The organism is Myxococcus sp. AB025B (genome assembly GCF_006518215.1).
Taxonomy (GTDB): domain Bacteria; phylum Myxococcota; class Myxococcia; order Myxococcales; family Myxococcaceae; genus Myxococcus; species Myxococcus fulvus.
Genome location: NZ_SRLW01000254.1, coordinates 1 through 14449, shown reverse-complemented (window position 1 = coordinate 14449; position 14449 = coordinate 1). Strand labels below are relative to the sequence as shown.

General features: G+C 70.3%; 12 protein-coding genes and 1 pseudogene. 7 read left to right on the top strand and 6 right to left on the bottom strand.

Features of this window, described 5'->3' with window-relative positions; genetic code table 11:
* A pseudogene (locus tag FL311_RS32175) lies at positions 1-468 on the bottom strand (hypothetical protein); the annotation flags it as partial.
* Positions 469-566: 98 nt separating this feature from the next.
* Here FL311_RS32175 and FL311_RS46180 point away from each other — a divergent pair.
* The 6 genes from FL311_RS46180 to FL311_RS32145 all read left to right on the top strand — a co-directional run bounded on the left by FL311_RS46180 (position 567) and on the right by FL311_RS32145 (position 7441).
* Positions 567-2753, top strand: coding sequence for an HTH domain-containing protein (locus FL311_RS46180; RefSeq protein WP_141331236.1), 2187 nt, complete (start codon positions 567-569; stop codon positions 2751-2753).
* 67 nt (positions 2754-2820) lie between these two features.
* Positions 2821-3735 carry a HEAT repeat domain-containing protein gene (locus tag FL311_RS32165; RefSeq protein ID WP_141331234.1) on the top strand — a complete coding sequence of 305 codons (915 nt, stop codon included), beginning with the start codon at positions 2821-2823 and terminating at the stop codon, positions 3733-3735.
* Complete coding sequence (locus FL311_RS32160; RefSeq protein WP_141331232.1) at positions 3713-4366, top strand: hypothetical protein; 654 nt, start codon at positions 3713-3715, stop codon at positions 4364-4366. The genes FL311_RS32165 and FL311_RS32160 overlap by 23 nt, the downstream gene beginning before the upstream one ends.
* Before the next feature lie 102 nt (positions 4367-4468).
* The gene (locus FL311_RS32155) at positions 4469-5518 is read left to right on the top strand and encodes a biotin--[acetyl-CoA-carboxylase] ligase (RefSeq protein ID WP_194869448.1); all 1050 of its coding nucleotides are present in this window, start codon (positions 4469-4471) and stop codon (positions 5516-5518) included.
* Between the two features lie 13 nt (positions 5519-5531).
* Entirely contained in the window at positions 5532-6302 is a 771-nt protein-coding gene (locus FL311_RS32150; protein WP_141331230.1) for a type III pantothenate kinase, read from the top strand.
* The gene (locus FL311_RS32145) at positions 6299-7441 is read left to right on the top strand and encodes a hypothetical protein (RefSeq protein ID WP_141331228.1); all 1143 of its coding nucleotides are present in this window, start codon (positions 6299-6301) and stop codon (positions 7439-7441) included. Before FL311_RS32150 ends, FL311_RS32145 begins: the two co-directional genes overlap by 4 nt.
* 109 nt (positions 7442-7550) lie before the next feature.
* Here the strand turns inward: FL311_RS32145 and FL311_RS32140 are convergent, their stop codons facing one another.
* The 4 genes from FL311_RS32140 to ald all read right to left on the bottom strand — a co-directional run bounded on the left by FL311_RS32140 (position 7551) and on the right by ald (position 12416).
* Positions 7551-9323, bottom strand: coding sequence for a response regulator (locus FL311_RS32140; RefSeq protein ID WP_141331226.1), 1773 nt, complete (start codon positions 9321-9323; stop codon positions 7551-7553).
* Positions 9324-9501: 178 nt separating this feature from the next.
* Complete coding sequence (locus FL311_RS32135; protein ID WP_141331224.1) at positions 9502-10383, bottom strand: anti-sigma factor; 882 nt, start codon at positions 10381-10383, stop codon at positions 9502-9504.
* 23 nt (positions 10384-10406) lie between these two features.
* Positions 10407-11048 (bottom strand): sigma-70 family RNA polymerase sigma factor, encoded by a 642-nt coding sequence (locus tag FL311_RS32130; protein ID WP_141331222.1) that lies wholly within the window; start codon positions 11046-11048, stop codon positions 10407-10409.
* Between the two features lie 243 nt (positions 11049-11291).
* Positions 11292-12416 (bottom strand): alanine dehydrogenase, encoded by a 1125-nt coding sequence (gene ald, locus FL311_RS32125; RefSeq protein ID WP_141331211.1) that lies wholly within the window; start codon positions 12414-12416, stop codon positions 11292-11294.
* A gap of 204 nt (positions 12417-12620) precedes the next feature.
* Here ald and FL311_RS32120 point away from each other — a divergent pair, with 204 nt between their 5' ends.
* Positions 12621-13925, top strand: a complete 1305-nt coding sequence (locus FL311_RS32120) for a radical SAM protein (protein WP_141331209.1) — start codon at positions 12621-12623, stop codon at positions 13923-13925.
* Between the two features lie 73 nt (positions 13926-13998).
* On the opposite strand, the gene FL311_RS32115 is transcribed toward FL311_RS32120, so the two are convergent.
* Positions 13999-14449 (bottom strand): response regulator (locus FL311_RS32115; protein WP_141331207.1); only part of this gene is annotated, 451 nt, incomplete at its 5' end.

Here is a 14449-nt window from a genome sequence, read left to right as displayed (position 1 = left end):
GGGCTCCTCATCGGGGGGCCGCGAAGGCCTCGCGAGCTGCTTGAGCGGCTCCGCCAGCGCCTGGGCGAGGGGGGCGGAGACGCTCTTGGGGGCCACCTGGGTGACGTCCGCGAGGAAGCGCGCGCCGGTGGTCTTCACGGCCTCGGTCAGCTCCTCGGCGTCCACCCTCACGGGGGGCCGCATCAGCCGGGCGGGGCGGGCCAGGCTCACCACGAGCAGCTCCACCTCGGCGCCCACCCGTCTCAGGACCAGCTCCAGGTGGGCCTCCGCCAGGGAGACCTGGGCCATGGGCCGGCCCCCCGTGCGAAGAGAGGCCACTGCGCGCACCAAAGCGGGCACCACTTCTGCTAAGGACTCCTCCACCGCTCCGGACAGCAGGTCCACGCCGTCCAGTTCCAGTGCGATGGAATCCAGCGGGGAGGCCGAGGGTTCGCGTTTCCAGCGCTGTCCGATGCGTATGCGGGTCATCTTCCGTTCGTTGACAAGCCAGTTTAGCGATGGCTAGCATCCGCCGCCCATACGGACCTACATTTTTGTAACCGTTCGGAATTCTTGGGGAATACTCGATGACATTTTACGAGGCCGCGCTCCGCATCCTGGAGAGCGAAGGACGTCCCCTCCACTTCCTTGAAATCACCGAGAAGTCCATCCAACAAAGCCTGCTCTCCCACGTCGGCAAGACGCCCGAGGTGACGATGCTCTCGCGCCTGGCCGCCATGGCGCGTCGCACGAGGGATCGCAAGGTGATTGTGACGGCGAAGGACACCTTCGCCCTGGTGGACTGGTCGATTCCCGAGGACGTGGAGGCGCTGGCGCAGACAGGCGTAATCGAGCCGAATCCGGAAGAGGACCTGCCGCCGCTCAGGCCGGCGGAGCGCCACCCGGAGCCGCGCACGGACAACGTGCGAGCGGCGGGTCGGGGCAGTGAGCGCAAGCGCCGCCGGGACGAGGACGAGGAGCGGGGTGGAAAGCGCAAGCGCTTCCCGCCGCTGCCGGAGGTGGTGTTCGAGATCCTCAGCGACGCCGACGGTGGGCTGCGCACCGAGGCCATCATCGAGCGCGCCCGGAGCAAGGAGCTGTGCGCCGAGGACCTCACGGTGGAGGCGGTGCTCACGGCGCTCCTGGAGGATAACCAGCGTCGCATCGACGCGGGTCGCCGGCCGCAGTACGCGTTCAACAAGGACTCCGGCGAGGTGACGCTGGAGCGCGCGGGCTCGCCGAGCGAGGCGCCGTCGCTGGAACTGCAGGCCGCGTTCGCGCAGGCGCTGGGGATTCCGCTGGAGGCGGGCCGGCCGGTGCTGGCGCGCTCCTCGGCCGCGGCGGTCGCGGGCGAGCCGGTGGTGGACGCGGCGCTGCTCACCACGCTGCGCACGTCGCTCAAGGACGCGCGTCGCGCGGTGGCGCGAGGGCTGCGCAAGCGCCTGGGCGACGCGGACGTGGGCACGTTCGAGAAGTCCGTCGTGAAGATGATGCACGGGCTGGGCTTCCGCGAGCTGAAGGTGGCCAAGCGCTCCAAGGAAGGCCCCCTGCTCACCGCGCGCAAGCGCGAGGGCAGCGTGGAGCTGCGCTACGCGGTGCGGATGCTCAAGGGCACGCCCGGCATCGACCGCAAGTGCGTGCAGGAGCTGCGGCGCGACCTGAGCCACTACTCGGCGCAGGTGGGCCTGCTGGTGAGCGCGGGCGACGTGCGCGGCGATGCGCGCACCGAGGCGCAGGCCAGCGGCTCGCTGGTGATGCTGTGGTGCGGCGACGCGCTGGGGGAGAAGTTCCTGGAGGCCGAGACGGCCGTCACCGTCACCCGGGTGGAGCTGTACGAGATCGACGAGCGCTTCTTCGAGGCCGCCAAGCTGGACGCCGAGGAGGCCCAGAAGCGCCGCGAGGAGCGTCAGCGCGAGAAGCAGTCCCGCGAGGACGAGTCCCCCGAGGTCGCCGCGTCGTCGGAGCGCCCGCGCGAGAAGCGTCGCCGCGAGCGTGGCGAGAAGCGCGCGTCCGCTTTGGCTTCGTCCGATGAGGTGGAGGTCTCCTCCGAGGGCGGCGAGGCTCGCGCCCAGGGCGACGTCGCGGTCGAGGCCGCTCCCGCCGTGCCCGCGCCCCAGAACACGGGCTCCGAGGACGAGGAGGGCGAGGACGACGACGAGGGTGATGACGACGACCTGGAGGCCGCGAGCGCCTTCGTGGGCGCCCGTCCGGAGGGCGCCGAAGCGAACGGCGAGCCCGGCCAGGGCGACCGCAAGCGCCGCCGCCGTCGCCGTCGTGGACGTCGGGGTCGTGGGAACCGGGGCGCCGAGGCTGGCGCCACTCCGGCGGGTGGCACTCCGGCGGAGGCCGCGAACGGCGCCGCGCCCTCGGGCGAGGCCGTGAGCGCGCCCCAGGCGCAGGCGGAGGGCACTCCGGCTCCCGAGGGTGAGGCGAGCATCGCCGCGCCCCAGGCGCAGGCGGAGGGCACCCCCTCTCCCGACGGTGAGGTGGGCATCGCGAAGCACCAGGACCCGGTGGCCGCGCCCGAGGTCGGCGTGAGCGAGGCCACCGCGCCGAGCCCGGAGGCTGTCCCCGTGGCGGGCTCCCTGGCCGAGGCGCTGGAGGCCAGCACCCGGACCGAGGGCGTCGCCGAGCCCGAGGCGCCGGTTCGCGAGGCGCAGGTCCAGCCCGAGGCGGTCGTCCCGCCCGTGTCCGGTCCGGGAGCGGAGTCGCACGAGGTGCGAGAGGATGCGCACCGTCCCGCGAAGAGCCCATCCGAAGGGGGAGAGGGCTGACACCGTCTGGCGCGGAGGGTGGGAATGGCCGGCGCGGGCCCGCTCCGGGTGTTACCCTGAGGGGGCGATGAAGCCGGCCCTGATTCTCGCCTTCTGCGCCGTCCTCCTCGGCGCCTGCCGCTCGCAGGCGCCGCGCTATCCCGTCTCCCCGGTGGATGTCTCCGGAGCGACGGTGAAGGACAACGCCCTCCTGGGCCTGGCGCCCGAGGGCGTGGCGACGTTGTTCACCCAGTCCCTGAAGTCCTCCGGCCGCTTCGAGCTGAAGGGCGACGAGGTGACGAAGGACGTCCGGCCCTGGCGACTGACGCTGGACGTGCCCTTCACGCGCGAGGTCCTGAAGGAGGGGGATCCGCGCAGCTTCGCCGAGGTGGGCGCCAACCTCGTGCTGGAGCGCTTCGGAGGGGAGCTGCCCCAGCACTACGAGGTGGTGGGGCTGGGCGAGGCGCCGGTGATGGAGGACTCGCCCGCGGGCCGGCAGGCCGCCATGCGCGCCGCGCTGGACGCGGTGCTCAAGCAGGTGACGGACTCCGCGGTGATGCAGCTCAACGCGCTGGAGCGCACGGACGACGTGCTGGTGCAGGAGCTGCGCGCGGACGATGCGCGGCTGCGCGAGTTCGCGCTGCGCACGCTGGCCGAGCGCCAGCACCCCGCCGCGGCGCCGCTGCTCATCGAGCGGCTCAAGGAGTCCTCGGACGGGGAGGTGCTGCGCAAGACGATTGGCGCGCTGGTGGAGATGAAGGCGCGCGTGGCGGTGCCGGCGCTCATCGACCTGGCGCGCGGCAAGGACAACGGCTTCGTGCAGGAGCTCGTCTTCGCGGTGGGCGAGATTGGTGGCCCGGAGGCGGAGGCGTACCTGTATACGGTGGCCCAGGGGCATGACGCGCCCGCCGTGCAGGCCGCGGCGCAGCAGGCCCTGGAGACGCTCTACGCATCACGCAAGCACATCACCGCGGAGGCGCGTGGCCGGGACCACGCGGACTGACATCGAGATGAACCGTTCGTTCGGAGTGGGCGCCGCCGCCCTGCTGGCCACGCTGATGCTTGGGAGCGGCTGCTCCAAGCGCGTGGAGTCGGAGTCGCAGACGTCGTCCGTGGCCGGGAGCGTGGCGGACTACTACCCGCTCGCGGTGGGCAACAGCTGGACCTACCGGCTGAACGGCCGCGAGGACAAGCTCGTCACCGTGGAGATCCTCAAGCAGGAGGAGGGCTTCTTCCACGACAACCAGGGCGGCCAGCTCGCCGTGGATGCCTACGGACTGAGGGACCCCAAGCGCTACCTGCTGCGGGGCCCGCTGGAGACCGGCCATTCGTGGACGAACGTGGTGTCGGTGTCCTCCACCGAGCGCTATCGCATCGTCCAGGCGGGCAGCGCGTGTGACACCCCCGCGGGCACCTTCCCGTCCTGTGTGCAGGTGGAGGGGCGCAACCGCGTGGATGCCAGGGACACGCTCGTCAACGCGTGGACGTTCGCCCCCGGCGTCGGCATGGTGCGCATGGAGATCTTCCTGGAGACGGCCAACCAGCGGCGCATCCTCCAGACGCAGCTGGAGCTCACCGCCTATCAGGTGGGTGGGAGTCGTGCCCCCGGGGCGAGCACCCCACCGGCCGGCTGAAGGCCAGGAGGGAGGGCGAGGAGGGGCGTCCAAGGGCCCCTGCCCGGCGAGTTGAAAGCCCGGCCGCCGCTCCGTACCCTTGCGCTCTCGTGAGGTGTCGCCGTGGCCCTGGAATCGACCGAGCAGACGCAGGAGGAACTCATCCTCGGGTTCCTCTCCGAGAGTGGTGAGGACTACACCTCCGGGGAGGCCCTGTCGGGCAAGCTGGGGCTGTCCCGCACGGCGGTCTGGAAGCGGGTGGAGGCCCTGCGCACCAAGGGCTATCGCATCGAGGCCGTCCCCGCCCGGGGCTACCGGCTGGTGGAGGTCCCGGACCGCCTCACCGCGCTGGAGGTCGCGCCGCTGCTGGAGACCCATGACCTGGGCCGGACGGTCCATCACCACGCGGTGCTGGGCTCCACCAACGAGGTGGCGTTCCGGCTGGCGCAGGACGGCGCCGAGCACGGCGAGGTGGTGGTGGCCGAGCAGCAGACCTCCGGCAAGGGCCGCCGGGGCCGCGCCTGGGTGTCGCCGCCGGGGCTGAACCTGTACTTCTCCGCCATCCTCCGCCCGGAGCTGCCCCCCCAGCGCGCGCCGGAGCTGACGCTGGTGGCCGCCGTCGCGCTGGCGGAGACGCTGCGCGAGTGCGGGGTGGACGCCGCCATCAAGTGGCCCAACGACGTGCACATCGACGGGCGCAAGGTGGCGGGCATCCTCACGGAGCTGTCAGCCGAGCCGGAGCGGGTGCACTTCGTCATCGTCGGGGTGGGGGTCAACCTCAACTGCCAGGACGAGCACTTCCCCGAGGAGCTGCGCGGGGTGGCCACCTCGCTGTCGCTGGCCCGGGGCGAGAAGGTGCACCGCGCCCGGTTCGCCGCCTCCCTGTGGACGCGCCTGGAGGAGTGGCTGGACCTGTACCTGGAGACGGGCTTCGACGCGGTGCGCGCCCGGTGGAAGGAGCTGTCGTCCACCCTGGGGCAGGACGTGCTGGTGCGCACGGACCGCAGCGAGCTGCGGGGCCTGGCCGAGGACATCGACCCGTCCGGCGCGCTGCTGGTGCGCACGGAGGGCGGACAGCTGGAGCGCGTGCTGGCCGGAGACGTGGAGCAGCTGCGCCCCAGGCAGTCGCCGCGCCCGCGCCAGACGCCCCGCCGAGCGGCGCCTTCGGAGTAGAGTGCGCGGGGTGATGCTCCTGGCCATCGACGTTGGCAACACCAACACCGCCCTCGGGGTGTTCGAGGGCCGACGGCTGCTCGACCACTGGCGCGTGGAGACGAGCACCCGGCGCACCTCGGATGAGTACGGCATCCTGGTGCGCCAGCTCTTCTCGCACAGCGGCATCGACGCGGCGAAGGTGGGCGCGGTGGTGGTGTCCAGCGTGGTGCCGCCGCTCCAGTTCAGCCTGGAGAAGATGAGCGAGCGCTACTTCCGCATGCGGCCCATGTTCGTGGGGCCTGGCGTGAAGACGGGCATGCCCATCCTCTACGACAACCCCCGCGAGGTGGGCGCGGACCGCATCGTCAACGCGGTGTCCGCGTACGAGAAGCACCGCTCGGCGCTCATCGTCGTGGACTTCGGCACCGCCACCACGTTCGACGCGGTGTCCGCGCGGGGCGAGTACCTGGGCGGCTGCATCTGCCCGGGCATCAACATCTCCATGGAGGCCCTGTTCCAGAACGCCTCCAAGCTGCCGCGCGTGGAGTTCGCGCGGCCGCCGCATGTCATCGGCCGCAACACGGTGCACTCGATGCAGTCGGGGCTCGTGTACGGCTACGTCGGGATGGTGGACGGCATCTGCGCGCGCATGCAGGCCGACCTGGGCCACCCCGTGAGGGTCGTCGCCACCGGAGGGCTCGCGCCGCTGGTGGCCAGTGAATCCAAGGCCATCCACGAAGTGGACGAGTTCCTCACGCTCGAGGGCCTGCGCATCATCTACGGAAGGAACCACGCGACATGACCACCGCCGCCCCCAGCAACGTCCCGGCGCCTCCCCCGGGCTGCCCCTTCAACGCGGAGTTCCTCCCGCCCAACCTGCGCAAGCACGTGGACCCGGCCGCGCCGGTGCCGCTGCGGATGATGGCCGCCAAGTCGCTCGTGCCGCTCAGCCCGTCCGACATGCTGGGCGCGCTGTACATGCTGACGTACGACCCGGACGCGGGCGTGCGCGAGACGGCGGCGAAGACGTCCGCGGGCCTGCCCGAGAAGATCCTCGGCTCCGCGCTGCGCGACGAGGAGGTGCAGCCCCAGGTGCTGGGCTACTTCCTTGGGCTGCTCAAGGACAAGGACGCCTACGCGGAGATGCTCGTCCTCAACTCGAACACGCCCGACGAGGCCGTGGCCCAGGTGGCGCGCGAGTGTGGACCGAAGCTGGCGGAGATCATCGGGCAGAACCAGCTGCGCCTGTTGCGCTACGAGGACATCCTGCGCGGCCTGTGCGCCAACGCCCAGGCGCCGGTGTCCCTCATCGACAGCGTCTGTGACTTCGCGGTGCGCAGCGGCCTGCAGCTGACGGACGTGCCGCAGATGAAGGCCGCGCGCGTGCGCCTGTTCGGCCCCGAGGCCGCCGAGGCCCCGCCGGACCCGGGGCCCACCGCGCAGGAGGTGCTCCAGGAGATGGGCGGCGAGGTGGCGGACGAGAACGCCGCGCCCATGGAGGAGGGCAAGCGCCTGACGCTGGCCCAGCGGCTGATGAAGATGTCCATCGCGGAGAAGATCAAGCTGGCCACGCTGGGCAACAAGGAGGCCCGCGGCGCGCTCATCCGCGAGACGAACAAGCTGGTCGCCGTCGCGGTCATCCGCAGCCCGCGCATCACCGACGGCGAGGTGCTCGCGTGCGCCTCCAACCGCGCGATGATGGATGACGTCCTGCGCGTCATCTACAACAACCGCGAGTGGACCAAGAACATGAAGGTGAAGCTGGCCCTGGTGAAGAACCCCAAGGTGCCGCTCACCGTCACGATGAAGTTCCTCAATGCCCTGCGCGACGGCGAGCTCAAGGACCTGAGCCGCGACAAGAACGTGCCGGCCGCGGTGCAGACGTTCGCCAAGAAGCTGCTGGAGAAGAAGACCGCCCCCAAGAAGACCGACGACAAGTAGTCGGGGCGGAGTGGGGGAGCCCTCTTTCAAAGAGGGCTTCGACCCCGGGGACCACCGCCGCTCCAGCGCCTCGCGTCGAGCCCGTGGCGGGAGCGGCGTGGAGGCTGCCTCAGGCCGCCGCTTCGTCGGCGTCGTCGGCCACGGAGGAGGCGTTCTCCTCGAGCAGCTGCTGGGCGATGGCGAGCGCCTTCTTCGTCTTCTCGCGCAGCTTCTCGTCGTTCTTGATGCGCGCGTAGAGCTTGGTGACCCGCTCCTCGTTGCGCACGGCGGTGGCCTCCAGCTCGGCGATACGGCGGCGCAGCTCGTCGGCCTCCTCGGCCGCGCGGGTGCCCTGCGCGGACAGCTCCGTCTGCGTCTGCTCCAGCTGGGAGCGCAGCTCCTCGGCCTCGCGCTGGGCGCTCTCCACCTGCCCGCGCAGGGTGTCGGCCTCCTCGCGCGCCGTCTGCACGTCGACCTCGAGCTGGCCGGTGCGGTTGCGCAGCTCCTCCAGCTCCGCGTTGAGGCCCGCCGTCTGCGCGGCCTGCTGATCCAGCTCCTCCTGGAGCGTCGTCACCTGGGCGGCGGCGCCACGCGCCTCCTCCTTGGAGGTGGCGAGCTGCTGGTCCACGCGCTTGCGCTCCGCCGTCAGCGTGTCCACGCGGGTGGTGAGCGTCTTGATCTGCGCGTCGCGCCGGGCCATCTCCGACTCGGTCGTGCTGGAGGCCTGCTCGAGCTCCAGGTGCTGGTCCTTGAGCTCGACGATCTCCTGGTCCTTCTGGTTCAGCTCCGTCTTGAGGCGGAGGATCTCCTTGTCGCGCTTGTTGACGGCGTCGCGCAGGGCGAAGGTGTCCTTGTCGTTCTTGCCGGTGGCGGCGCGGGCCGTCTCCAGCTCGGTGGCCTTGCCCTCCAGCTCGGCCTCCAGCTCACGCACCCGGTCCTCGGCCTGGGAGGCCGTGCCGCGCGAGTCCTCCAGCGCGGCCTGCAGCTCGGCCACCTTCGCGCGCAGGCCGCGCAGCTCGGCGGCGTCCACGGCGGAGGTGACGGGCGCCGCGGCCACGGGCGCGCTGGTGGCCACCGCGGGCGTGCGCGCGGGCGGCGTCGGCGTGCGCGCGGGGGGCGGGGTGGTGGCCTTGGGCGGCTCGATGACCTTCAGCGGGGCAGGCGCCACCGGCGCGGTGGCGACGGGCATGAAGCCCACCACCGTCTTCTCCGAGTCGTCCAGCGAGTCCAGCGCGTCGTCCGCGTCCGAGCCGAGCGCGTCCAGGCCGGAGAAGTCCTCCTCCACGCCCTCGACGACGGCGTCGGGCGGGGCCTCCACGGGCTCCTCGACGATGGCGGCGGGCTCGGGCTCCGGCGACGACATGTCGCTGAAGGCCGCGTCCAGGTCCAGCTCCTCGCCGGCGACCGCGGGCTCCTCGTCCTCGCCGGTGTCGACGGAGATCTCCTCACCGAAGTCCGCCGTCATCGGCTCGTCGCCGAGCGCGTCCAGCGTGAGGCTCTCGTCGACCACGTCCTCGGAGACGGCCACTTCGGGGAAGCCGATGATGGCGCCCACGCGCTCGGTGAGCAGGTTGGCGTCCACCGGCATGGGCACGTACTCGTCCGCGTGCGCCTTCAGCTTGCGGTGCTGCGCGAAGCCATCCGGGTTGCCGACGATGACGATGGGGACGTTCTTGAGGTCGTCGTCCTTCTTCAGCTTGCCGCAGATGAGGTAGCCGTTCTGTCCGGCGGACAGCTCCACGGCCAGCACGACGAGGTCGGGCCTGTCGCGGCGAATCTGCTCCACGCTGCCCTTGCCGTCCGCGGTGTCCTCCACGGTGAAGCCCCGTCCCTCCAGGACGGGCCTCAGGGTGGCTGCGAGGGCGGTGTCGCTCTTCTCGACGATCAGGATTTTCTTGGACATGTAGGAACGGCCCGACCTGGGTGCGGCGCGCGCGGGCGCCACGAGTGACGGTGGCGCGCGAGGAAAGAAGCGCCGTCGAGGCTATCGGCCATGTCAGGGACCGTCAAATGTTCGGGCCGTACGAAACTCCGCCCGCAGGGCAGTCGGGCAGGCGCCACGGCGCGAGCAACACCGCGCTTCAGGGAAACGACGCGGGCTCGATGGAGACGGCGGGACGCGAGCGCGCGGGCATCGGGAGTGTCTGGTACGAGTAATTCCCGTCCGCGGACTCCATCGCCCGGGGCGTGCTGGCCAGGGTGGCGCCGTGCTCGCGCTCCTCGAGCATGCGCAGGATGTCACGCTCGTCCATGTCGGTGACCATCTCGTAGACGACCTCGTGGTCCCGCCAGGTCACGATGTTGAAGCCCTGCGCGGAGTCCACCTCCACCGCGGGCAGCGCCTGGGGACGCGGGCTCGCCTCGTCCGGCACCACGAACACGCCGAGCCGACGACTGGGGCCCCCCTCGTCGGGGAGCGTCTCGTAGCTGATGTACGCGACCTCGCGGCCGTTGAGGATGGAGATGCGGCCGCCCAGCGGCTTGGCGCGAGGCAGCTGCGGCAGGGCGACGCGAGGATCCACCGTGCCCTTGAACCACGTCTCCAGCTGCTCGGAGTTGGACGCGGTGACTTCGTACGGCAGCGGACGCTTGAAGCGCAGGACCAGCTCCTCCTTCGCCAGCCGCTCCCGCTTGCCCGCCTGATACGCGGACCAGCCGCTCGTCACCGTCACCACCACCAGGGCGACGGCGCCCGCGCGCAGCCAGACCCCATATTGCGCGCGGCGGTGCTCCTGGTGGAGCCCCTGGGCGATGCCCGCGCGGAGCGAGGCCGGGGCCTGCATCCGCTGCACGGAGTGTCTGGCGGCCCGCCGCAGGGCGAGCTGCATGTTCCGCTCTTCCTCCACGCGGCGCTGACATCCAGCGCACGCGGAGAGGTGGGATTCGAGGTCGACCCGCTCCTCCGGCTGGAATTCGCCGTCGAGGTACGGATACAGAAGCCGTTCGAGTTCCTGGCAGGTCATGGGCGCGCGGTAGGAACCTGTTTCTACCCCGTCTTCTTCCTTTGACGATACTCTTCGAGGTTCGCCGGGGTCTCCGCGCCCTCTCCCTCATGGCGGAAGACACCCTGGCCCACCGCGTACTCGCGCAGCGTCTTCTGCAGGAGCTTGCGGCCCCGGAACAGGCGGCTCATCACGGTGCCAACAGGGCACTCGAGGATCTCGGCGATCTCCTTGTAGGAGAACTCCTGCAGGTCCGCGAGGATGACCACCAGCCTGAAGTCGATGGGCAAGGAGTCGATGGCGCGCAGCACGTCGTCCGACAGGAGCCGGTCGAAGAAGTACTGCTCCGGGTTGGCCGCGAAGTCCGTCGCGTCCCGGCTCACGAAGCGCTCGTGCACCGCCTCGCGCTCGACGCCCTCCACCACCGTGCGCTCCTTCACCTTGCGCCGGTAGCGGTTGATGAACGTGTTGGTGAGGATCTTGAAGAGCCAGGCCTTGATGTTGGTGCCCCGCTCGAACTTGTCGAAGAAGCGGTAGGCCCTCATGCAGGTGTCCTGCACCAGGTCCTCGGCATCGCGCTCGTTCTTCGTCAGGCGCAGGGCCGCCGAATAGAGCGGGTCCAGGTGGGCCAGCGCCAGTTCCTCGAATTCCTGCTTCGTCCGGTTGGGTTGTCTGAAATCCAACATGTCCCGCCTTCCAGAGGCCCGAAACAATTGGGGAATGAGTTGTCGCCTGCCCATCAATGTATGCACGGGAACAGAACTGGCAACAACGGCTTCCCAGTCACACCCGCCCGTCCGGTCGCTTCGGGTACGCCAGACTCCCGACGGGGAACTTTATTCCCCATTTCAATAACGAAGGGGAGACGGGATGTCGCCATCCACGCCTCCCCCTCGGGAAGTGCCCTGCCTGTCAGGCTGCTGGGCGGGCTACTTGCGCGCGAGCGCCTCGGAGATGGAGAGGTACTCGTACCCCAGGTCCTTGGCGACGGCCTCGTAGGTGACGTGGCCGTTGTAGGTGTTCATCGCACGGGCCAGGGCGCGGTCCGACTTCACGGCCTCCACCAGGCCCATGTCGGCGATCTTCCGCGAGTAGGGACGGGTGGTGTTGGTGAGGGCGTACGTGGAGGTCTGGGGGACGGCGCCGGGCATGTTGGCGACGCAGTAGTGGACGACGCCGTGCACCTCGAACGTCGGGTTGTCGTGCGTGGTGGGCTTGCAGGTCTCGATGCAGCCGCCCTGGTCCACCGCGACGTCGACGACGACGGAGCCCGGGGTCATCTCGGAGATGAGCGACTCGGAGACGAGCTTGGGCGCCTTGCCGCCGGGGATGAGCACCGCGCCCACGACGAGGTCGGCCTCGCGCACGGAGGCGGCGATGCTCTCCGTGTCGGAGGCGAGCACGCTGACGCGGCCGAGGAACACGTCGTCCAGGTAGGTCAGGCGCTCCAGGTTGACGTCGAGGAGGGTGACCTCGGCGCCCATGCCCACGGCGACCTTGGCGGCGCACAGACCGACGACGCCGCCACCGATGACGGTGACGCGGCCGCGGCGCACGCCGGGCACGCCGCCCAGCAGGATGCCCTTGCCACCGTGCGCCTTCTCCAGGCACGCGGCGCCCACCTGGATGGCCATCTTCCCGGCCACCTCGGACATGGGCTTGAGCAAGGGCAGGCTGCCGTCATCCAACTGCAGCGTCTCGTACGCGACGGCCGCCGCCTTCTTCTTCACCAGCGTCTTCGTCAGCTCCGGGTCCACGCCGGCCAGATGGAAGTACGTGTAGATGATCTGCCCGGGCTGGATGCGCTCGTACTCCGGCGCGATGGGCTCCTTCACCTTGACGATCATCTCCGCGCGCTTCCAGACCTCGTCCGCGCTGGCGACGAGCGTCGCGCCCACGCGCTGGTACTCCGAGTCGGGGATGCCAGAGCCGACGCCGGCGTTCGTCTCGACCAGCACCGTGTGGCCCGCGCTCGTGAGCGCGCGCACGCCCGCAGGCACCATGCCGACGCGGTACTCACGGGTTTTGATCTCCTTGGGAACTCCGACGATCACGACTTGCCTCCGAGAGGGGGACTGAAAAAGCGCGCGGACCCTAACGGGGCCCCTAGAGGGAATCAAGGCGTCCGCCCAAGCGGTGCCCATGCCACCGGTGAGCCTTTGTTACCTCGGAGGGATGACGCGCGGCGTTGAATGCAGTGCGTCCGATGACGGTTCGCCATCGAAACAGAAGGGGGGCCGGTGGTAGTTAGCGTCCCCATGACGTCCGCGCCGAAGCTGCTGTTCGCCGACCCCAAGGGCCGGGTGATGGAGCATCCCTACCTGCTGGCCACGCTGCGCAGCGGAGAAGAGCTCGTTCCTCCCCAGGACAAGCCCATCCCGCTGCCGTCCGCCGGGCGGCTGGTGCACCTGCCGGGCAGGCTGCCCGTCGGCCTTCATCCCGACACGGGCGAGCTGGAGCTGGTGCGGCAGATGAACGTGGGTGGCAAGACGTTCGTCCCCAACGCGGTGGGCGCGCTGCTGCCACCGGGCTACACGCGCACGTTCCTTCCGGGAGAGGTGAAGGGGGACGGGCCGGTGCTGCCGCAGTGGGCGTACACGGCGGCGGCGTGGGTGAAGGACGGGCCGGTGGCGTGGGCCATCCACACGGACCGCCGCTCGCATTGGGATCCGGAGCGCTACTCCACGCCGGACATGAAGGCGCTGGTGGACGCGCACCTGAAGCGCTTCCCGGACAACCGCGTGCTCAAGCAGCTCAAGACGTGCGCGCTGTTGTACCGGTGCTTCACGTCGCAGAACACGTTCTATGTCCGCGACGAGGCGGCCATCCCCGCATCCGTGATGTGCAACGCGCGCTGCGTGGGCTGCATCTCCGACCAGCCGGCGGACGGTCCTCCCGCGTCGCATGAGCGCATGGATGACGGGCCCACCGCGGAGGAGATGGGCGCCATCGGCCTGTTCCACCTGGAGAACGCGCAGGGCCGCACCATGGTGAGCTTCGGCCAGGGCTGCGAGGGCGAGCCGCTCACGCGCTGGAAGTTCATCGCGGAGTCCATCCGCTACATGCGCGCGCGCACGCAGAAGGGCTCCATCAACATCAACACCAACGCCAGCCTCACCCGGGGCCTGGAGGCGCTGCTCGACGCGGGCCTGGACGCCGTGCGCGTGTCGCTCAACGCGGCGACCAAGGGGCTCTACGAGGCGTACTACAAGCCGGTGAAGTACGGCTGGGAGGACGTGGAGGCGTCCATCGCCCTCGCGCGCGAGCGCGGCGCGTACCTGGCGCTCAACCTGCTCCTGTTCCCCGGCGTCACGGACCGCGAGGGCGAGGTGAAGGCGCTGGAGCGGCTGGTGAAGAAGTACCGCGTGGACCAGGTGCAGACGCGCTCCCTGGCCATCGACCCGCTCCAGTACCTGGAGGCCGCGCGCGACGTGGGCGCGGGCGGAGAGCCGGTGGGCGTGCGCACGCTGCTGCAGCGGCTGAAGGCGGCGCGGCCCGGCATCATCATCGGCAACTTCGCGCGGGGACTCGAGGAGCGCGAGAACGCCGCGGGACGCGGGTAGGGCGCTCGACCCGGGAGGACGGAGCCCGGTGAGCAGGGCCCTGCATCCAGGACGGGACGACGTGGGCGGAGGGCTACTCGCCGCCCTGGGGCATCAGCTCCTTGGCCACCAGGTTGCTCATCACGGCGTCCTTGGGGATGTAGCCGTCGGCGCCGGCCTCGCGGCAGATGCGCTGGAGCTCCTCGACATTCTCTCCGGAGCACAAGAGCACCTTGATGCCCTTGAAGAGGCTGTTGCTCTTGATGAAGCGGCAGAACTGCTCGCCGTTCACGTTGGGCATGCGCACGTCCAGCAGCACCAGGTCCGGACGCGTCTGCTTCTTGAGGATGATCTTCGTGGCCTTGTCCGCGGTGTCCGCGACGTGGACCTCGAAGCCCTTGGTGACCAGGTCCGCCTCGATGATCCGCGCGGTCATCTCACTGTCGTCGACGATGAGGATGCGCGGCTTGCGGCCGCCCGTGCTGGGCGGGGCCTTGAGGTGCTCTTGTGCTCCGGAGAGAATGTCGAGGAGCTCCAGCGCATCT